Annotated in this window: 14 protein-coding genes and 1 pseudogene; 6 read left to right on the top strand and 9 right to left on the bottom strand. The window is 71.3% G+C overall.

What is annotated here, in order from left to right:
• The first annotated feature begins 95 nt into the window (after nucleotides 1–95).
• Complete coding sequence (locus ACI2LP_RS13070; protein ID WP_404724927.1) at nucleotides 96–956, top strand: alpha/beta fold hydrolase; 861 nt, start codon at nucleotides 96–98, stop codon at nucleotides 954–956.
• A 33-nt stretch (nucleotides 957–989) separates the two neighbouring features.
• Nucleotides 990–1,428 (top strand): annotated as a pseudogene (locus tag ACI2LP_RS13075) (hypothetical protein).
• Between the two features lie 13 nt (nucleotides 1,429–1,441).
• Here ACI2LP_RS13075 and ACI2LP_RS13080 read toward each other — a convergent pair.
• The 5 genes from ACI2LP_RS13080 to ACI2LP_RS13100 form a co-directional block, all read right to left on the bottom strand.
• Nucleotides 1,442–1,897: a subtilase-type protease inhibitor gene (locus tag ACI2LP_RS13080; RefSeq protein ID WP_404724599.1), complete on the bottom strand. Its 456-nt coding sequence runs from the start codon at nucleotides 1,895–1,897 to the stop codon at nucleotides 1,442–1,444.
• Nucleotides 1,898–2,388: 491 nt separating this feature from the next.
• On the bottom strand, nucleotides 2,389–3,201 hold the full coding sequence (locus tag ACI2LP_RS13085) for a hypothetical protein (RefSeq protein WP_404724600.1): 813 nt from the start codon (nucleotides 3,199–3,201) through the stop codon (nucleotides 2,389–2,391).
• 53 nt (nucleotides 3,202–3,254) lie between these two features.
• Complete coding sequence (locus ACI2LP_RS13090) at nucleotides 3,255–4,898, bottom strand: transporter (RefSeq protein ID WP_404724601.1); 1,644 nt, start codon at nucleotides 4,896–4,898, stop codon at nucleotides 3,255–3,257.
• Nucleotides 4,895–5,713 (bottom strand): ABC transporter ATP-binding protein, encoded by an 819-nt coding sequence (locus tag ACI2LP_RS13095; protein WP_404724602.1) that lies wholly within the window; start codon nucleotides 5,711–5,713, stop codon nucleotides 4,895–4,897. The genes ACI2LP_RS13090 and ACI2LP_RS13095 overlap by 4 nt, the downstream gene beginning before the upstream one ends.
• A 65-nt stretch (nucleotides 5,714–5,778) precedes the next feature.
• On the bottom strand, nucleotides 5,779–6,474 hold the full coding sequence (locus ACI2LP_RS13100; protein ID WP_404724603.1) for a bifunctional DNA primase/polymerase: 696 nt from the start codon (nucleotides 6,472–6,474) through the stop codon (nucleotides 5,779–5,781).
• A gap of 293 nt (nucleotides 6,475–6,767) precedes the next feature.
• On the opposite strand from ACI2LP_RS13100, the gene ACI2LP_RS13105 reads away from it, so the two are divergent.
• The gene (locus ACI2LP_RS13105) at nucleotides 6,768–8,150 is read left to right on the top strand and encodes a transcriptional regulator (RefSeq protein WP_404724604.1); all 1,383 of its coding nucleotides are present in this window, start codon (nucleotides 6,768–6,770) and stop codon (nucleotides 8,148–8,150) included.
• A gap of 186 nt (nucleotides 8,151–8,336) precedes the next feature.
• Nucleotides 8,337–9,932 (top strand): hypothetical protein, encoded by a 1,596-nt coding sequence (locus ACI2LP_RS13110; protein ID WP_404724605.1) that lies wholly within the window; start codon nucleotides 8,337–8,339, stop codon nucleotides 9,930–9,932.
• Nucleotides 9,933–9,975: 43 nt separating this feature from the next.
• Here ACI2LP_RS13110 and ACI2LP_RS13115 read toward each other — a convergent pair whose 3' ends face one another.
• A complete protein-coding gene (locus ACI2LP_RS13115) occupies nucleotides 9,976–11,331 on the bottom strand; it encodes an ABC transporter substrate-binding protein (RefSeq protein WP_404724606.1) in 1,356 nt (451 codons plus the stop codon).
• Nucleotides 11,332–11,504: 173 nt separating this feature from the next.
• Here ACI2LP_RS13115 and ACI2LP_RS13120 point away from each other — a divergent pair, with 173 nt between their 5' ends.
• Together ACI2LP_RS13120 and purU are read left to right on the top strand one after the other, a co-directional pair.
• Nucleotides 11,505–11,951: a hypothetical protein gene (locus ACI2LP_RS13120; protein WP_360868231.1), complete on the top strand. Its 447-nt coding sequence runs from the start codon at nucleotides 11,505–11,507 to the stop codon at nucleotides 11,949–11,951.
• 45 nt (nucleotides 11,952–11,996) lie between these two features.
• Nucleotides 11,997–12,848, top strand: coding sequence for a formyltetrahydrofolate deformylase (gene purU, locus ACI2LP_RS13125; protein ID WP_404724607.1), 852 nt, complete (start codon nucleotides 11,997–11,999; stop codon nucleotides 12,846–12,848).
• Between the two features lie 13 nt (nucleotides 12,849–12,861).
• Here purU and ACI2LP_RS13130 read toward each other — a convergent pair whose 3' ends face one another.
• The 3 genes from ACI2LP_RS13130 to ACI2LP_RS13140 are packed head-to-tail and all read right to left on the bottom strand — an operon-like array spanning nucleotide 12,862 to nucleotide 18,940.
• Nucleotides 12,862–14,145: an extracellular solute-binding protein gene (locus ACI2LP_RS13130; protein WP_404724608.1), complete on the bottom strand. Its 1,284-nt coding sequence runs from the start codon at nucleotides 14,143–14,145 to the stop codon at nucleotides 12,862–12,864.
• Nucleotides 14,142–15,263 carry a hypothetical protein gene (locus tag ACI2LP_RS13135; protein ID WP_404724609.1) on the bottom strand — a complete coding sequence of 374 codons (1,122 nt, stop codon included), beginning with the start codon at nucleotides 15,261–15,263 and terminating at the stop codon, nucleotides 14,142–14,144. The genes ACI2LP_RS13130 and ACI2LP_RS13135 overlap by 4 nt, the downstream gene beginning before the upstream one ends.
• Nucleotides 15,260–18,940: a tetratricopeptide repeat protein gene (locus ACI2LP_RS13140; RefSeq protein WP_404724610.1), complete on the bottom strand. Its 3,681-nt coding sequence runs from the start codon at nucleotides 18,938–18,940 to the stop codon at nucleotides 15,260–15,262. Before ACI2LP_RS13140 ends, ACI2LP_RS13135 begins: the two co-directional genes overlap by 4 nt.
• Nucleotides 18,941–18,954: the final 14 nt, after the last annotated feature.

Consider the following 18,954-nt stretch of genomic DNA (forward strand, 5'->3'; position numbering starts at 1 on the left):
TGCGCCGGGACCGCATTTTCGAATAAAGGTTCGATAGTCTGGCAGGGCTGGATAGGGCAGGACGACCTGGGGGAGAGAAGGGGGTGCCAGGCCACATGGTGCGGCGCATCGACGTAATCGGAGCCGAGGGCGTAGGCCTGGCTGCCTGGGAGTTCGCCGACCCGCCAAAAGGGCGCGGCGAGGCGGAGGCCCCCGGGGTATTACTCCTGCACGGACTGATGGGCCGTGCAGCACACTGGGCCTCCACGGCCCGCTGGCTGGCCGAGCGTCATCGCGCGGTCGCCCTCGACCAGCGCGGACACGGCCGCAGTGACAAGCCGGCGGAGGGACCGTTCACCCGCGAGGCGTATGTCTCCGACGCCGAGTCCGCCATCGAACAGCTGAGCCTCGCCCCGGTGACCCTGATCGGCCACTCGATGGGCGCGCTCACCGCCTGGCAGGTCGCGGCCAAGCGCCCGGACCTGGTCCAGGCCCTGATCATCTGCGATATGCGCGCCTCCGCGCTGGGCGCGGCATCGCAACGCGAGTGGAGCGACTGGTTCCGCTCCTGGCCCGTCCCCTTCGCGACGCTGGCGGACGTCCGCAAGTGGTTCGGCGAGGACGACCCCTGGTTGGAGCGCCACAACCCCTCCCGCGGCGAGTTCTTCGCCGAAGTCATGGCGGAGCGTGCGGACGGCTGGCGTCCGGTCTTCTCCCGCCGCCAGATGCTCATGTCCCGCGAGACCTGGGTCTACGACGCGCACTGGGAGGAACTGGCCCTGGTCCAGTGCCCGACCCTGGTGGTCCGCGGTCTCGACGGCGAACTGGGCCGCGCGGAGGCTCAGGAGATGGTGCGGGTCCTGCCGAGGGGGGAGTACGCGGAGGTGGCGGACGCCGGCCACCTGGTGCACTACGACCAGCCGGAGGGCTGGCGGACGGCCATCGAGCCGTTCCTGGACGGCGTGCTGACGCCCTGAGCGGCCTGGACTTCACCGAAAGTGGGATGACGCATGGCTGGCGGGCGGCGTTACGCGTACGTCGGGCCCGACGAGATTCGGGAAGCCCTCCGGCCCGGGAGCGGGGGCCGGGTCGTTCGTAGCCTCGGCGGCTTCGAGGACTGGGTCGCGGAACAGGCTGCCGAGGAGCTGGCGGAGCCGTTCACGTACGTCGTCGATGAGGGTGGGGATCTGCGCCTTGCGCCGCGGCGGCAACGGCTGGGCGATCAGCGAGGTCAGCAACCAGTCGACCGGCTACTGCCCCGACCTCGACTCCTGGCCGGCGGTTGCCGAGGCGCTGGAGCGGGTCGGGATCGGTCGGCCTGACGGGTTCACGTACGAGGTCGTCTTCCGGCGGTGCGTTGTCTGCGGGGAGGTCAACGTCGTGCGGGAGGACGACTTCGTGTGCGTCTTCTGCGGGGGTGGGCTGCCGGCCTCGTGGAACATCGCCTGAGGCGACGGCAGGGTCAGAACGCGAAGACCGCGCCCTGGGCCAGGCTGCCCTCCATCTCGCACGCATTGCCGTAGGTGGCCGACCAGGTGACGTGCTTGCCCTGCCAGACGCCCTGAGCGGTGACCACGACCGGGTCCCACTGGCGCGTGCACGGCTTGTGCGACGGCGACTTGGTCAGCGCGGCGAAGTTGCCTTCCACGGCCATCAGTTCCGTACACGCCGCAGCCGCCGAGGGGTGGGTGCCGTCGGGCCGCGGGGCGCAGCTCAGGGTCGCGGCGCGCACGACGGTGGCCGTCGTGGCCTCCGCGCCCTTGCCGATCGTGAGCACGAGCGCGGAAGGCGCGTACAGGCTCTTCGCCTGAGTGGGCTGCGCGGGTTGGGCCTGCGCGATGCCGGCGACCGCCGGGGTGGTCAGAACGAGGGCTGCGGCGGTGGCGGCAGCGGCGATTGTGTTGCGGATGTAACGCATCTGTGAAACTCCTTCGCTCGGGGGTTGATTGCGGTCAGGAGTCTTGCCCATGCGTACAGTGAGCGCACATCGATCGCCCTTTTCCGGCCGAATACGACCAAGCAGCAGCGACCGAATGGTCGTTCGGGCAGCTCGGAACGGGTGTGCGAGGGTGTCCAGCATGTGGGCAATTTCCGGTGGTGCAACGGAAAACTACCGCCTGAGCTGCGCTGATGTGCGGAGCGACGCCCTGGCTGTGAGGCCCGCATCGACTGGAAACCGTCGCTCCGAGGGGTGGATGCCCCGGTTCCGGGGTCCCGCCGAGTTGGAGCGCAGACACGGGCGCTCATCCATCACCCCCGCCCGCACGGTCGCGATGAGAGCGCCGAGTTGTGTCGGTTCGGTGTGCGGATCTCGGTGGAGGGCGTCGCTCCGGCGAATTGTGTATGGCGAATGTGTATACGAGGTCTACGGGGTCTGCTGGGTCTACGGAAGACAGGCCCCGGGGGACATCACCGAAGCAGCTTGCGCATCTCCGCGCGGATCTTCACCGTCGCCTCCGCCACCGATGTGAGGTCGACCTCCTCCGGGGACTGCTTCGAGGTCCGGACCGTGGTCAGGCCGACGGCCACATTCGTGTTGGAGTCGGCCCATGCGCACATCGGGAGCGTGTTCGTGCCGCCGCCCGTCTGCTCCGTCGTCATCACCTGGCAGGTGATGGTCACTTCCGAGCCCGCCGGAGTGAAGTCCTTGGGCGGTACGACGATGGTGGAGCCGTCCGACTTCCCCGCGCCGCCCAAGATCTTGGTGCGGGCCTCGTCCGGGTCCTTGATACGGCCGTGCATGCCCGAGACGATCAGGACACCGGACTCGGATGCGGAGAGGTACTGGGCCACCGAAGCCTTGGCATCGCGGATGTTGGCCTCGCTCGTCCCGGCCAGCTCCTCCTGGTGTTTGGCGGACTGGTCGTCGGACAGCTTGTACTTTCCGTCGAGGAGCGTCTTGGGGAGTGTCAGCCGGTACTCCGCCGCCGGGAAGCCGGTGCCGCTCGATCCGCCACCGACGACGTTGTTCCCGAACCACGAGATGGCGAAGATGCCCGCGATGGACGCCACCGTGATGAGCGCGATCATCGGGCCCTTGTTCTTCGGCGGGGGCGGAGGCGCGCCCCAACCCCCGCCGTACTGCTGCGGGTACGGGTACTGCTGCGGCTGCGCGTACGGGTACCCGGCGGGCGGCTGAGGCGCGTACCCCTGCTGCGGATACGGCGGCTGCTGCTGCGGATACTGCGGCTGTGTATAAGGGTTGGGAGGCGGCGTCGACATGCCCATGACGCTATGTCACGGGCGCGGGGCACCGTACAACCAGGCCCCCGCCCTCACCCCTTGCTGACCGCCGCCAGGATCTCCGGCAGCCGGTTCGCCGTCTGCGGCGCCGCCACCCGTACCCCTGCCCAGCCGATCAGCAGGCCGTACGCCGCGCCCAGCGGCAACAGCAGCCACAGCGCCGACTGGCCGGCGTTCGCCGCGTGCAGCCAGATCGTCAGCGCGATCACCGGCGCGCACAGCACCGCCGCCGAGATCATGCCGCCGAAGATCGAGATCCAGGCCAGGCCGCCCTGCCCGGGGGCGACGTTCTTGTACGCGCTGTCCTGCGGGATCGAGTAGGGGAAGCGTGCCGACGCCACCGCCCCGGTCGCCAGCATCGCGCCCAGCAGGGCGAAGGACAGACCGAGCACCTCCGGCAGGGCCTTCCAGTTGCCGAGGAGCGACGCGGTGAGGACCGTGACCAGCGCCGTGTACGGAAGCGTGATCACCAGCAACGCCAGCGCCCGCGCCCGCAGTTCCACATACGCGTCCTTCGTGGACGAGATCGTCAGTGCCACCATCCAGAACGCCGAGGTGTCCTGGCCGAACTGGTTGTACATCTGGATGCCCAGCATCCCCGCCGCGAAGCAGGCGAAGTAGACCGAGCCGGTGCCCTGGAGCGCGTTGAACAGCGGCACGATCAGGCCGATCGCCAGCGCCGTCACCCACGCGGCCTTCGTCTTCGGGTCCCGCCACACATAGCGCAGGCTGCGCTGCATCACCGTGCCCGTACGGCCCTCCGGCAGCAGGTGGTGGAAGCTGGAAGCGGACTCCTTGCGGGTCGGCTCCGAGGCCGCGGCCAGCGTCGAACCGTCCGGGGCCGTCATCAGCTTCGTCAGACTGTGCTGCCAGGAGTACAGCAGCAGGAACAGTGCCACTGCCGACAGTGCCAACTGGCCCGCGGCGACCGCGTACGCGCCCTCGCTCGCCGAGTCCGCCGCGCCGATCGCCGACGCCGGCGGAATCCAGCGCACCACGGATGCCACCGGGTCGAGCGTCGAGAGGCCCCCCGCGTCGCCGAGCCGCTGTGCGCCGAAGTTGACGACCTGGATGCCGATCGCGATCACGAGACCGCTGAGCACTGCCAGGTCGCGGCCCTTGCGCGAGGTCAGCAGACGGATGTTGGCCGCCGCGACCGCGCGCGCCAGCGCCACGCACACCAGCAGGGTGAGCGGCACGGCGATGACCGCGACCCCGACCCCGACCCCGCCGTGCGTGACCGCGAACGCCGAGCCCACCGCAAGACACAGTGTGAACAGCGGGCCGATGCCCACCAGGGATGCGGCGAGCAGGGCCCGTACAAGAGAGTGGGGACGCAGCGGCAGCATCACCAGCCGCGTCGGGTCCAGCGTCTCGTCGCCGCTGGGGAAGAACAGCGGCATGACCGCCCAGCCCAGCGCCAGTACGGCCGTCAGCAGCACCACCACCGACGCCGCGTGCTCGTTTCCGCGCAGCGCGATCAGGCCGATGAGCTGGAGCGCGGCGAACAGCAGCGTGACGACGACGGACGAGATGTACGCGGCCTTGCGGCCCGACGACTGGCGCAGGCCGTTGCGCAGCAGCGACAGCTTGAGCCGGACGAAGACCGGGGTCAGGGAGGCCGAGGTGCCAGGTGCCGGGGTCCGGAATGCCGAGGTCGGGGATGAGGTACTCAACGCTTGCCGCCGCCCAGCCAGTCCAGCGACGCTCCGGTGTCCCGGCCGTTCGCCCCCACCAACTCCAGGAACGCGTTCTGCAGCGACGGCGCATCGCCCCGTACCTCGGCGAGCGGGCCCTGCGCGCGGATCCGGCCGGCCGCCATCACCGCCACCCAGTCGCACAGCGACTCCACCAGTTCCATCACATGGCTGGAGAAGACGACCGTCGCGCCCGAGGCCGTGTACCGCTCGAGGACCCCGCGGATCGTCTGCGCCGAGACCGGGTCGACACCCTCGAACGGCTCGTCCAGAAAGAGCACTTCGGGATTGTGCAGCAGGGCGGCCGCAAGCCCGATCTTCTTCCGCATGCCCGTCGAGTAGTCGACGACCAGCTTGTGCTGCGCGCCCGCGAGGTCGAGTACGTCCAGGAGCTGGGCGGCGCGTTTGTCGACCTCGTCTCCCGGCAGACCCCGCAGCCGTCCGTTGTACGCGAGCAGTTCGCGCCCGGACAGGCGCTCGAAGAGGCGCAGACCCTCCGGCAGTACGCCGATACGGGACTTCACCTCGACCGGGTCGCGCCACACGTCGTGACCGACCACCTCCACCCGGCCCTGGTCCGGACGGAGCAGGCCCGTCACCATGGACAGGGTCGTCGTCTTTCCCGCGCCGTTCGGGCCGACCAGGCCGATGAACTTGCCCGCGGGGAGCGTGAGGTCGATGCCGGCGACCGCGACCTGCTCGCCGAACCTCTTCCACAGTCCCTCAACACGAACGGCGGGCGGCGCTGTGTGCGCTCCGCCCGCCTCTGCGGCTCCAACTGCCTGGTCCGGCATGGTGCCCTGCCCTTCGGTGTCCCCGTGTGCCCATCTGTACGGGACCACCTTATGTACGGCGTTCCTTATCCACGCCGTGCGCGTTCGGCGGCCGCCTCCCGCCCGCATGCGTAGGCCAGCGGGCTGATCAACTCGTCCGCGTCCGGCAGCCACCGGTTCGCGTGCGTGGGGCGGCGGACCCACTGCACCGCGCCATGGCCGCCGATGCGGGTCGGCGGGGCCGCGACATAGTGGCCCTCGCCCCGTGCGACGAGATCGATCGAGCTCGGCATCCAGCCCATGGTGCGGATCAGATCGGGGACCTTGAGCGCAGCGCCGGGCAGTACGAAGAACAGCATCCGGCGGTCGGGGGTGCAGGTCACCGGGCCCAGTGGCAGGTCCAGCCGCTCCAGGCGCGCCAGGGCCAGGAAGCCCGCCGACTCCGGAACGTCGAGAGCGTCGAAGGTGCGTCCCGTCGGCAGCAGGATCGACGCCTTCGGCTGCTGCGACCACATCCGTCGTGCCGCCGTCCCGCTGCCGGTCGCCTGGTTCGCCCAGTCCGGCCCGGTCGGATGGGCGCCGGCCGAGGCACAGTCGGCGTTGCCGCACGAGCACAGTTCCCTGCCGTCCGCGGGCTCCAGCCAGGTGCCGGGAAACACGTCCCAGTGCCGCTCCTCCGCATACCGCACGGCGTTGTCCAGCAGCAGTTCACCGCGCTGCTGGGGGATGTGCGCGGCTTCCGTGACTCCGACGGTCTCTTCGACTCCGATGGTCTCATTCACGACACACTCAACTCCCGCCGTCACCTCGGGTTACGGGCGAGCGGCGGCGAGGACACGGGGCATCGATCCTGCACGCGGGGCGCACGGGTGCACGAACGGGGGCGCGCATGAAGCGGGGTGGCTGCGGGCGGGTAGCCACACGCAGGGGGCGTCAGCGTGGGGACGCGTCACCCGGACGTCGTGATGGACGTCGTCCGGGAAATAACAGTCCAACTCGTTCGAAGTCTGCATTCTCCGTATATCAGCCGGGCAGTGATCACTTCATGGATCACCCACGGCCTCAGGGGGTAGTCATGGCAGCCAGGCCTCTCGTAGCCCGACAGCCGAACGAACGGTTGCAGGCGCTCATTCAGGAAGCCGGGTGTTCCAACGCCGGCCTCGCCCGTCGAGTCAACATGGTGGGTGCCGAGCGGGGATTGGATCTTCGCTACGACAAGACGTCGGTGGCGCGCTGGCTGCGCGGGCAGCAGCCGCGCGGCCGGGCGCCGGGAATCATCGCCGAGGCGCTGGGCCGCAAGCTCGGGCGCACGGTCACGATCGACGAGATCGGCATGGCGAACGGCAAGAACCTCGCCTCGGGCGTTGGCCTGCAGTTCTCGCCGACCGTGCTCGGCGCGATCGAGCAGGTCTGCGAGCTGTGGCGCAGCGACGTCGGCCGGCGCGACTTCCTGTCCGGGTCCGCGGTCGCCGCGTCCGCGCTCGTCGAGCCCAGCCGCGACTGGCTGATCACCGGCGCGGACACGCAGGTGGCGCGCACGGCGGGGGCGCGGGTCGGGGTCTCGGACGTCGAGGCGGTGAGAGCGATGACGGCGGCGCTCACCGAGCTGGACCACCGCTTCGGCAGCGGTCATGTCCGGCCGGTCGTCGTCCACTATCTGAACAGCGTCGTCTCCGGGCTGCTCTCGGGGTCGTACCGCGAAGCTGTCGGCCGTGAACTGTTCGCGGCGGTCGCGCGGTTGACGGAGCTCGCCGGGTACATGGCGGTCGACACCGGCCAGCCGGGGCTCGCCCAGCGCTACTACATCCAGGCGCTGCGGCTCGCCCAGGCGGCGGGCGACCGGGCATACGGCGGCTATGTGCTGGCCGCCTCCATGAGTCATCTGGCCGCCCAGCTGGGCAACCCGCGGGAGATCTCGCAGCTGGCGCGAGCCGCGCAGGAAGGGGCGAAGGGGCGGGTCACTCCGCGGGCCGAGGCGATGTTCTTCGCCGCGGAGGCGCGCGGGCACGCGCTGCTCGGGGACGCCCGCACCTGCCACGCGGTGGCGGGCAAGGCGCTCGCCTCGCTGGAGCGGGCGGAGCATGCGGCGGGCGACGACCCGGCGTGGATCTCCCACTTCGACCATGCCTATCTGGCTGACGAGCTGGCGCACTGCTATCGCGACCTGGGCCAGGCGGAGGCGGCCGCGCACCATGCCTCCCACGCGCTGGAGGCCCACCCGGAGTCGCGGGCCAGGCGGCGGGCGATCGGGCTCGTGCTGCTGGCGACGGCGCAGGTGCAGCAGCGCGAGGTGGAGCAGGCGTGTCATACGGGCACGCGCGCGGTGGAGCTGCTGGGGCGGCTGCGCTCCAGCCGGGGCGCGGAGTATCTGGACGACCTTCAGCAGCGGCTGGATCCGTACGCGGACGAGCCGTCGGTGCGGGAGTTCGGTGCCCGCCTGGAGCTCCAGGCGGCGTGAGGGGCGCGGAAGGGGCGCGTAAGGGGCGGGGAAGGGAGTGTGAAGGTTTGTGGTGATCCTCACGCACGCCCCTTACCAGCGTATTGAGCTGCAGTCTTGTTACTGCTGTCACGCGTGTGTGCGGACCGGCTGAGGCAGCCGGTAGCGTGAGCCGTCGATTCCATAGGTCCACACGTAGGAGTCCCGGTGACGCAAAGCGGTCAGGGTGACGAGCAGCAGCTGCCTGCTGCGCGGCCCGCGCACGAAGGCGTCGTGCTGCCCGCCGACGGAAGTGAGCCCTGGATACCGGGTGTCTCCGACGCCCAGGTGGCTCCGGCGGGCGGCCAGCCATGGGGCCAGCCGTGGGGACCACCGACCGGGGCTGCGCCGGACGGCCCGGAGGGCCCGGGTGGACCGGTCTCGCAGCCGGGCTGGCCCGAGCCACCGCAGCAGCCGTACGGAGCCCAGCCGCAGCAGGGGCACGGGATGCCCCCGCAGGGCGCGCCGGGCCAGGCGCTGCCTCCGCAGGGCGCGTCCGCGCCGCAGGGGCTGCCTCAGGGTTCGTATCCGCAGGGACTTCCCGGCCAGGGCCCTTCGTACGCGCAGGGACCGGACGGCCGGATGCTGCCTCAGGACGGGATCACGCAGGGGCTTCCGCCGGACGCGCTTGGGCAGGCGCTGCCGGGCCACGGGCTGCCTCCGCAGGACTTCGGCCCGCAGGGCGGGGACCCGCAGGCCCTGCCGCAGATGCAGGCCGCGGGTCCGGGGGACTCCGACGCCACCCAGTTCATCCCTCCCGTCGCACCCGGCGCTCTGCCTCCCGAGGCTCCGGCCGAGTCGACGCAGTTCCTCGGGACCGGGCCCGGCGCCGGGCCCGGCGCGGCGGCCGATGCCGATGCGACGCAGTACATCGCGCCCGTGCCTGCCGCGCCCAGCGCCGCGCCGTTCGGGATCAGGCCCGGGGCTCCGGGGGACCGGCAGCCGCCCGCGGAGTTCGACAGTCTCTTCCGTACGGACGGGCCCACCGCCCAAACGCCCGATTCCACGCAGCAGTTGCCCCGCTTCGAGACGCCCCGGCCGACCCGGCGGCGGCACCAGCAGCCCCAGTATCAGCAGGCCCAGCACCAGCAGGCCCAGCACCAGCCGCAGTACGAGCCCGAGCCCCGGCAGCGCAAGTCCTCCCGCGTGCCTGTCATCGCGGCCGTCGTCGTCGGCTGTGCCGTCCTCGGGCTCGGCGTCAGCATGGTGATGTTCGGCGGGGACGAGAAGCAGGACGACCCCGGCGCCGGCAAGAACGTCGCCGCGACCTCCGCCGCCCCCAACAACAGCACCGAGGCCGCTGCCGACCCCGCCAAGGCCCAGGCCGAGGCGCTCGACAAGCTCCTCGCGGACAGCAACAACAGCCGTGGCGCGGTCATCCGCTCGGTCGAGAGCATCAAGCAGTGCCAGAACCTGGACCAGGCGGCCGCCGATCTGAGCGGGGCCGCGAACCAGCGCCGCGGTCTGGTGACGCGCCTGCAGGGGCTGACCGTCGACAAGCTGGCCGGCCACGCCGAGCTGACCTCCGCGCTCACCAAGGCCTGGCAGGCGTCCGCGTCCGCCGACGACCACTACGCGGCATGGGCCCAGCAGGTCAAGGACAAGAAGGGCTGCAAGGGCGGCAAGGCCCGCAACACCGGGCAGACCGCGCAGGCCAACCGTGCCAGCGGTGAGGCGACCAAGGCCAAGCGGGAGGCCTCCGCGCTGTGGAACGCGATCGCCCGTAAGTACGAGCTCACCGAGCGCCGCGCCGACCAGCTGTAGTCCCCTGCCGACCAGCTGTAGTCCCCTGTAGCCCCTACGGGGGCTACAGGGACACGGAGTTAGCCAGCGTCTTTGCGACGTCCACAAAGCCCGGCCGCTGCGCCACCAGCCGCCCGTCGCGCACCACTTGGTACGTCACGCTGCTGTTGACGATCCGCGGGAAGCCGGGCGTGCCGAGCATGTCCTCGTACTCCCAGCGCAGCGGGGGCGTCAGGCCGCCGGTCGACACCTCTACTCCGCCGTCCAGGGCGCGCGCGATCTTCCCGGGCGAGATGTCGTCCGAGCCGAGGGAGTGGATGACCGCCCTCAGCACGGTGTACGCGATCCAGGTCGTCTGCACGCCCGCGTCCGCCGGGTCGATCCGGTTGTCGCCGAACGCGTAGGCGCGGATCACCTTCTCCATCTCGCTCCAGCGCGCATCGCCCGCGTCCGGGTACCAGCCGGTGACGTAGGCGCCTTCGAAGGGCCCGTTGCGCCCGCCGGTGCGGTCGATGAGCGGCTGGCCGACGCTGCCCATGACGGAGGAGACCCGGATCTTCCGGCCGTCCTCGGGCAGCCGCCGGAAGGAGTCGAAGAAGGTCTCGGTGCGCTCGCCGAGCGCAGCCGTGACGCACCCGGGACGGTCGTCGGAACCGGAACCGGAACCCGAACCGGACGCCGACCCCAACCCGAACCCGGACGTCGAACCCGCCTTCTTGCGGGCCTGCTTGGCCTGCGCGGTGTAGTCCGTCGCGTCCTCCTCCGCGACGATGTCCGCCGACGTGTGCCGACTGCCTTCCGAGAGGCCGGAGTTGAGGAGCTCGGGCAGCTCGTCGCCCGCGAGTGTGTTGGGGCGTACCAGCGAGACCCGCTCGCAGACGTTCGCCAACTGCCGTCCGTTGCCCGCGAGGAGGGCCGCCTGCCCGCCGTTCACCGGGTAGGAGAGGTAGCTGGTGAACTCCTCCTCGGAGATGCCGTATCCGCCGATGAAGGGGATGCCCGCGGCCTCCAGCGGAGCCATGAACGCGTCGCCGTGCTGGCTGTACGAGCCGACGACCGCGACGACGCCTTCCTTCACCGCCCGCCGTGCGCAGGCGGCCGCGCCCGTCGTGGTGTTCTCCTCGTTGCAGGTGATCACCTGCAACTCGTGCCCGTCCAGGCCGCCCTGCGCCTTGGCCCAGCGGGCGTACGCCTTCGCCATCGCGGGCATGCCGGGCAGGTTCGTCGCCCGGGTCTCCTGCGGGGCGAAGGTCATCACCTTGACGGTTTCCCTGGAGCCCCCCGTGGCTCCAGGGAGTACGCCACAGCCGCTGACCAGCGACGCTCCGGCCGCCACGGCTGCCGTCGTGGTCATACATACGGCGCGAACCCGTACGGTCCTGGAGGGGCGGGGGGAGGAGGAGCGTCGCCAGCCGGTCATGCTCAGCCACATTTCCTCCTCCCGGGTAACGGTGCAGTGAGCATTGCTCAACGAGGAGTGACGTGAAGGTGAATTCCAGGGGGTGGTCGGGCCGCCCGGGATGGGAACGTACGATCGCAGTCGTGCAGCAAGGTTCGGTCCCCTCTTCCCGTCGCGGCCGTCGCTCCTCCACCATGGGCGGCATGCCGCTCAATGACATGCCCTGGTGGCGCTGGCGCAGCAATGTGCGCTCGGCGCTGCACATGCTTTCCGATCCCGTCTTCCATCAGGAGTGCTGGCTGGCCGGCCGCGAGGAGTACGGCGACGTCACCGACGCCGTCTACCGCCTGGTCGAGGACACCTGGTTGGACAACTGGTCCGCCGAGAAGTACGTCGGCACGATCTTCCGCGACTCCGGCGAGGCGGCCCTCGTCGATGTAGCCGTTCTGCGGGTGCTGCGGATCATGCACCAAGTCGGTGCGGATGCTCCCGTATCGGCTTATATCGAGCATCACGGCTGGCCGGAGGCCGTACGCGCCGCCCGCGACGCGCATGTGCGGCTGTCGGTCAATGACGGCGAGGACCCGGACACCCCGCCACGCTCGCTCGATGTGCTCCGTATCATGACGCGGTCCGCCTGACGGACGGTGCCCTGTCGGGGCCGGTGAATATGGCAGTCTACGGGGATGACTGACCAGTACGTCCTGACGCTCTCCTGCCCGGACAAAAAGGGCATCGTGCACGCCGTGTCGAGCTATCTCTTCATGACCGGCTGCAATATCGAGGACAGCCAGCAGTTCGGCGACCGGGACACGGGTCTGTTCTTCATGCGGGTCCACTTCTCGGCCGACCAGCCGGTGACCGTGGAGAAGCTGCGGGCCAGCTTCGCCGCCGTCGGGGACGCCTTCCAGATGGACTGGCAGATGCATCGCGCCGAACAACAGATGCGGATCATCCTGCTGGTCAGCAAGTTCGGCCACTGCCTCAACGATCTGCTCTTCCGCTCCAGGACGGGCGCGCTGCCGGTCGAGATCGCCGCGGTCGTCTCCAACCACACGGACTTCGCGGAGCTCGTCGCCTCGTACGAGGTCCCGTTCCACCACATTCCGGTCACCAAGGACACCAAGGCCGAGGCCGAGGCGCAGCTGCTCGAGCTGGTGCGCGCCGAGAACGTCGAGCTCGTGGTGCTCGCGCGCTATATGCAGGTGCTCTCCGACGATCTGTGCAAGCAGCTGAGCGGCCGGATCATCAACATCCACCACTCCTTCCTGCCGAGCTTCAAGGGCGCGAAGCCGTACCACCAGGCTCATGCGCGCGGCGTGAAGCTGATCGGCGCGACCGCGCACTATGTGACGGCCGATCTCGACGAGGGCCCGATCATCGAGCAGGAGGTCGAGCGGGTGGGCCACGAGGTCACCCCGGAGCAGCTGGTGGCGATCGGCCGCGACGTGGAGTGCCAGGCGCTGGCGCGCGCGGTGAAGTGGCATGCGGAGCACCGGATTCTGCTGAACGGTCGCCGCACGGTCGTCTTCGGCTAGTTCCACGGCGGTGCTACGGCGACGGGACGACCGGGTTGTCGCACAGGTCGTCCAGTACGAACCCCTCCTCGCGCTGCTGGAGGTTCCGCTCCGCCTCCAGCTTGTCGAGCAGGTCGTCCAGCAGGCCCGGCTTCTGCGGGTCACCGAGGAATTCCAGTACGGCCCGGTAGAAGGCGTCGCGCAGGGTCGGCGGCATCGCGTCCGACGCGTCCAGGCAGATCTGGCCTGCCTTGTCGAACAACTCCTGCACGGCGCGCGTGCTCCCCGACGGGGGTACGGTGCCGAACGCGCCGCCCGGGAAGTAGGGCCGCTCCCCGGGCTTCGCGGCCTTCGCCCAGTCCTCGCGCGCCGCGCGGGAGGTGAGCCGGCCGAGCAGGTCCCAGGCCGCCGCGCTCGGCTTGAACACCGCGGCCATGTCGCCGGAGACCTCGTACGCGCCCTCGCCGGACTTCTGTGTGCCGAGGATGGCGGCCGTGGGCGTCGGCAGGACATCGTCGCCGTAGTGGCGGCGGATGAACGAGCCCTGGTGCTCATGGGTGCAGTCGCCGCGGTTCAGCAGTCCGTACCGGCCGTCGTCGAGCAGCTCGAAGGAGGCGCCGAGCGCCTCCCTGCCGAGGCCCCGGCCGCGGGTGTTCCTGCCGTTGGCGGCGAGCAGTGCCGCCCACTCCTCCCAGACCGGCTTGGTCTGAGGCCAGGGCGTCCGGCCGGTCGCCCACCTCTCGTACGCGGCGGGGCCCTCGCGCTGCAGCAGCAGATCCTCCACCCAGTCGGTGCCCGGCCAGCCCGATGTGGCGCCCGAGCCCACGCCCAGGCACCAGTCCGGCTTCTTGCCCGCGCTCGCCCGGCGGCTCCACACCAGCGACTTCAGGTCCACCCGCACCGGCGCCCAGTAGGGGCGGGTCCGGGCCTCACCCTCCTGGTTCTCGACGGTGATGGCCGGGGCCCAGGGCGGGACCGCGGCCCCCGCCACCTTCTCCGGGAGCGGATAGGCGTCCCCCGAGCGCGCGTACTCGGCGAGGTCGCCGGGGCTGCTCAGGATCGCCAGGTCCGGCGGGGCGCCGGCCTGGAGCTGGGCGACCAGTGTCTCGCGCAGCGAGCGGGTGCCCTTGTAGACGTAACTGCGCCCGGTGCGCTCGCCGATGTGCCTCAGCGCCGCCACGAACGGCTTTTCCTCGCCGTCCGTCCACGGGCCGAGGACGACCAGGGTCCGCTCCTCGGAGACGTCCGAGCAGCCGCCCGCCGTCACGGCGGTGGCGGTGAGCAGACAGCAGGCCAGCAGAGCTCTCAAGCGCTTCATGCGTCCGGGTACTTCCGTCGGGGGCGGCCGGCCGGGTAGGGCCGGACGTAGAAGAAGAGCGTCACGCCGCAGGCGAGCGCACCCACGCCGCCCGTCGGCACGACGACGCCCGCGGTCAGCGACCAGCCGTCGGGGTGCGCTGCCCGCATCACCGTGGCCGCCTCGCGTGCCATGGACTCGATCCGTCGCGGAGCCGCGCGGTCCGCGGCCACCGTCTTCAGGGCGCCGACCGTCGTACGCACCCGCTGCTGCGCGCCGTGCTCGGCGGCGCCGCCGATGCCCAGCAGTACGGGGGTGAGCAGCACCGGTACCGCCGCGGCCGCCAACTGCACGCTGATCAGCCGCAGCCGGTCGTGCAGAAAGACCGACGTGCCCACCAGTACGAAGGCGAAGAGCGCGGCCGCGAGCACGGCAGCCGCCGCGCCCGCCAGGGTGAGCGGGCTCCAGGCCGCCAGGTCGAGGGCCTCCCCGTGCAGTTGGCGCTCCAGCGACGCGATGCGGTCGAGTATGGAGATGGGCTCCTGCGGGGCGCCCTGGGCGACGGTCGTGTGGCGGCCGCGCAGCATGTCGTCGGCGTAGTCGACCCCGGCATTGCGCAGTACCTCGGTGTTGCGGTTCCAGTCCGCCCAGGCGATCTTGTCCCCGTACGCGACGACAAGGCCCGAGACCACCCGAAGCTCCTGCTCCTGGTCCTTGTGCAGGGCCCGGGACTGGGCGACGCGGCCCAGGCTCTGGGACGCCTCGGTCAGCCGGGTGCGGTACGTCTCGCCGAGCTCGACAAGAGGGACCTTGCTGCCCGGTGGCAGCCGTAACTCGGCCTGGGCCTGCGCCAGTTCGAGAGACGTCCTGGCCTGCGCCAGATCCACCAGCGCGGGCGCGCAGCGGTCCCGCAGCCGCTCCGTACGGGCGTGGATGTCGCCGTAGGCGGAGGCCGAGAGCGCGAGGGCGACGACGGCGAGCGCGGGCAGTACCAGCATGCGGCGGCGCAGGAACGCGGCGGTGGGGCGGCCGCCCTCGGCGGTGCGGCCCGTGGCGCGCTGCCACAGGGCGGGAAGGATCCCCCGCAGGGCGTGCAGGCCACGGGCCGCGGCGGCGCGCAGCGGGTCCGGGGCGCTCATGCGCTCTCCTCGGAGCCGCGCGGCCACGGCCTGCGCACCAGCCACGCGATCAGTGGCCACGGTCTGCGGTCCCGTTCGGGATTGCGGTCCCGGTAGTGCGTCAGACCGAGCGGGCGGGTCCGGTAGGCGTTGTCGAGCAACGCCTCCGCGAGCGCCGCGTGCTCGGCGCGGTCCGTGCGCGGCACCTGCTTGGCCAGCTTGCGGTAGCCGGCGGAGAGCTGCTCGCGCAACTGGCGCTCCGTGGCTGGTACCGGTACCCCGGGCGGCAGCGAGGCGCGCAGTTCGCCCAGCGGATCCGTCTGTCGTGCGGAGCCGACCAGTTCGAGGAGGAGTTCCAGCAGCTCCGCCGTGAGCCGTTCGTACGCCTGCCGGTCGGTGAGGCCCTCATGGCTGACCAGCCGGCGCAGCGCGGCGTAGGCGCGCACCGCCGATGCCACGGTCGGGGCGCTCCCGTCGGCGGGCGGGCTGGCATGAATGCGCACCATCGCCGTACGGGCCGCAGTGCGGTGCCGGGAGTCCGGGGGCACGCCGTCCAGCGAGGCGAGGGCCCGGTCCGGGCTGCGGCGGGCGAGATGGATGCGGGCGAGGCCGAAGGCGGCGCTGCCGAGCGCATGGTTGCGCCGCCACACCGCGTCATAGAACTGCATGGCCTGCTGCTGGTGGTCCTCCCGGGCCCCGGCGTCGGCGGCGGAGTCGGCCAGCTTCTCGTGGCAGTAGCCGAGGGCGAGCTTGGGCGCGTACTCGCCGGGAACGGCGTCGTACACCTCGTTGAAGCAGGTCAGCGCCGGGCGCACCCGGCCGTGGGCGAGTTCGATCAGACCGCCGTGCCAGTCGAGCCGCCAGTCGTAGCCCGCCCGCTCGCCGAGCAGGCGGCCGGCCCGGTCGAGCTCCATGCCGGCGGCGACCAGCTGCTGGTCGCGCCGGGGCAACTGGTCGCGGGCGAGCTCCAGATGGAGCCGGCAGCGCAGCAGATGCAGTTCGGGCGATGCCAGCCACTCGTCGCTGAGCTGGAGCAGACCGGCCGGATCGGCGTACGAAGTGCGCTGCAGCTTCTTCCAGTTGGGGTCCTTGCGGTCCGGCTTGGGCACGGGCAGAGCCACCGCGACCTCGGCCGGGCCCGGCACATGTGCGCCCAGCGGGTGCCCCCGGCTGCCGTCGGAGCGCCAGCGGACCAGTGGTGGGGCCTTGCCGAGCTGCCCGTCCAGGGCGGTGGCGGCCGGGTCGAAGAGCGGGGACGGCTCGAAGGTCTCCTCGCCGAGCCGCAGGGAACGCAGTTCGCGCAGCACCCCGCGCAGCTGGAGGGCCATCTCGTCGGCGGAGGCGTATCGCCGCTTGGGATCGTGCGCCATGGCGCGCCGCAGGGCGCGCTCCAGGGACTGGGTGCCCAGGTCGGCGGGGCTCGCCGGGGCCTTGTCGAGCAGCGAGCCGAGGACCGCACCGACGGTGTACAGGTCGCCCGCGGTCGTCATCTCGCCCAGGGGCCCAGCCTCCGGCGGCCGGTGGCTGACCGGTCCGGCGTCGCCCGGCTTGCGCACGCCGGCGACGTCGATGAGTTTGATGCCGTTGCCGCAGTGCAGGACGTTGGTGAGGGACAGGTCGCCGTAGACAAGGCCCTCCTGGTCGTGCAGATAGCTGAGCGCGTCCAGGATGAGCAGCCCGTACACGACGATGAACTCCCGCACCCGGGGCCCCGAGAAGGGCGGATGGAGCTGGGCGATACGGGCCGCGACCCACTCCAGCGGCGCGCCGTCGGCGAACTCCATGACGATGAACTCCGACGAAGTCGACGGATGACGCGCGTAGTTGACCACCCGGATGACGGACGGATGGTTGAGGCTGACAAGACGCAGCCGCTCCTGGTGCGCCTGCAGAACGGCGGCCGGGTTGCCCGGGTCGAGTATCCCCTTGAGCGCCACCGGCCGGTTGTCCAGCAGCAGATCGCGCGCCAGATACACCTGACCGTGGCTGCCCCGGCCGAACGGGCCCACCACCTCGTACTGCTGGTGCAGCCGGTCGCCGCTCGCCAGATGGGCCCCTGTCGGCGCGGTCACCAGCGCATCCGGGTCGCGCACCGCCACGAACGGCAGATCGGTGAGCCCTTCGCCCGGCGGTTCCAGGACGAACTCGCGCGGGCCCAGCGGCCCTGCGAGCGCCTGTTCGGCGGCCTCGGCCTCCAGCAGAGCCGTTTCGACATCGACGGCGAGGCGGAACAGCGCGTGCGGCAGGGCGGGAGTGCCGTACAGCGGGCCGCCGGCGCGCAGCTGCCTCAGCTCCCGGCGCAGCCGCGGCGACCGGGCGTCGGGACGGCGGGCCGCGGGCCGGTCCGGCGTGCCTTGATGCCCCGGCAGCTGTCGTAATCGCTGTTCGGCCTCGGCGAGCCGGGTCAGGCGGGTGGCGAGCCGGTCCGCACGGCGCTCGGGCCACTCGGGCTCCAGCAGCTCGCTGCGTACGCGGGCGAGCAGCGGTGAGCGGGGGTCGCTGAAGACCAGCAGCAGCCGGCTGTCGCCGCGGGCGAGCAGGGCGCGAAGGAGAGCGATGATCTCCTCGTCGGGAGATGCGGCCCTGTCGATGGCGAGGAAGGCGGCGATGAGAGGCGGGCTCTCCTCGGCGATCTGCTCCAGGAGCGCGCCGTGCGGCGTACGGGCCTCCAGACCGATTCGTTCGGCAGCGTGCGCGGCGAGCTGCTCGGCGGTGCGATTGGTGGCGTCGACGGCGATGTCGATGGAGCCCACCTGCGGCTCGCCCGCCGAACTCGCGGACGCGGACGGCGGGCTCTGCTCCCGGTCGGCGAGGGTGAGGGCCGAGCGGATGGTGTGCAGCAGCGCGCCCTCGCCCTCGCCCGCGAAGGCCAGCTCGACGGGACCGGTGTCCGACGCGCCGTCCAGCCAGCGGGTCAGCCTGCGGTGCAGCCCCGGCACCCGCCCGGACGCGGTCCTGTCGTGGGCGACCGCGACGTCGCGGGAGACGGCGCGGGGGCCGGTGACGGTGAGTCCGAGCCGTTCCAGCGGCAGATACTTCAGCACGGTCTCGGTCGGGATCATGTACGCATGCTCCCGGCGCACCGGCGCCTGCGGGGTCCCGAACTGGTGCGCCACGATGCCGATGAGACGACGCGAGCGACTGTGCACGACCCCGCCGCCGCTGTAGCCGTGCCGCACCACGTACGGCGAGCCCTCCGTGTCAAGCTGCACCCACTCGGGCGTGGGCGCGGGCCCGCCGCGCCCCATCAGCCGGGCGTCGAGGTGCTCGCCGCCGGGCAGATCCTCGGGATAGCCGGTGAAGTGCACCGGTTCATTGCGGGCGGGGATCTGGCGGTGCAGTACGGCATGCGGCAGCGGTGGCTCGCTGTCCAGCTTGAGCAGGGCGAGATCGCCGCTGAAGTGCGGGGTGGGCAGGACGAGATACTCACGCAGCACCCGGGCGCGCAGCGGTGCCGGTGTCTTCCGGGCGAGCGCCGCGGTGCCGGGCACGTCCACGTACACGGTGTCGAAAGGGGTCCGGACGCCGTCGCCGCCGGGGCGGGAGAGCACGGTGTGGGCGCAGGTGAGCACCAGTCCTCCGGGGAGCAGCACCCCGGCGCCCAGCGGACGGCTCGACCGGTCCTGCGTACGGAGCAGACAGACCCGCCAACTCTCCTCTTGCGACGACGAGTTGGACGTACGCAACGGCTCCCTCATACTGCACAACGATA

Source organism: Streptomyces sp. NPDC019890, assembly GCF_044903445.1.
Taxonomy (GTDB): domain Bacteria; phylum Actinomycetota; class Actinomycetes; order Streptomycetales; family Streptomycetaceae; genus Streptomyces.

Coding starts and splice junctions, on each gene's coding strand:
- ACI2LP_RS13070 (WP_404724927.1), top strand. CDS start 96: ATGGTGCGGCGCATCGACGTAATCGGAGCCGAGGGCGTAGGCCTGGCT.
- ACI2LP_RS13080 (WP_404724599.1), bottom strand. CDS start 1,897: ATGCGTTACATCCGCAACACAATCGCCGCTGCCGCCACCGCCGCAGCC.
- ACI2LP_RS13085 (WP_404724600.1), bottom strand. CDS start 3,201: ATGTCGACGCCGCCTCCCAACCCTTATACACAGCCGCAGTATCCGCAG.
- ACI2LP_RS13095 (WP_404724602.1), bottom strand. CDS start 5,713: ATGCCGGACCAGGCAGTTGGAGCCGCAGAGGCGGGCGGAGCGCACACA.
- ACI2LP_RS13105 (WP_404724604.1), top strand. CDS start 6,768: ATGGCAGCCAGGCCTCTCGTAGCCCGACAGCCGAACGAACGGTTGCAG.
- ACI2LP_RS13115 (WP_404724606.1), bottom strand. CDS start 11,331: ATGACCGGCTGGCGACGCTCCTCCTCCCCCCGCCCCTCCAGGACCGTA.
- ACI2LP_RS13120 (WP_360868231.1), top strand. CDS start 11,505: ATGGGCGGCATGCCGCTCAATGACATGCCCTGGTGGCGCTGGCGCAGC.
- purU (WP_404724607.1), top strand. CDS start 11,997: ATGACTGACCAGTACGTCCTGACGCTCTCCTGCCCGGACAAAAAGGGC.
- ACI2LP_RS13130 (WP_404724608.1), bottom strand. CDS start 14,145: ATGAAGCGCTTGAGAGCTCTGCTGGCCTGCTGTCTGCTCACCGCCACC.
- ACI2LP_RS13135 (WP_404724609.1), bottom strand. CDS start 15,263: ATGAGCGCCCCGGACCCGCTGCGCGCCGCCGCGGCCCGTGGCCTGCAC.
- ACI2LP_RS13140 (WP_404724610.1), bottom strand. CDS start 18,940: ATGAGGGAGCCGTTGCGTACGTCCAACTCGTCGTCGCAAGAGGAGAGT.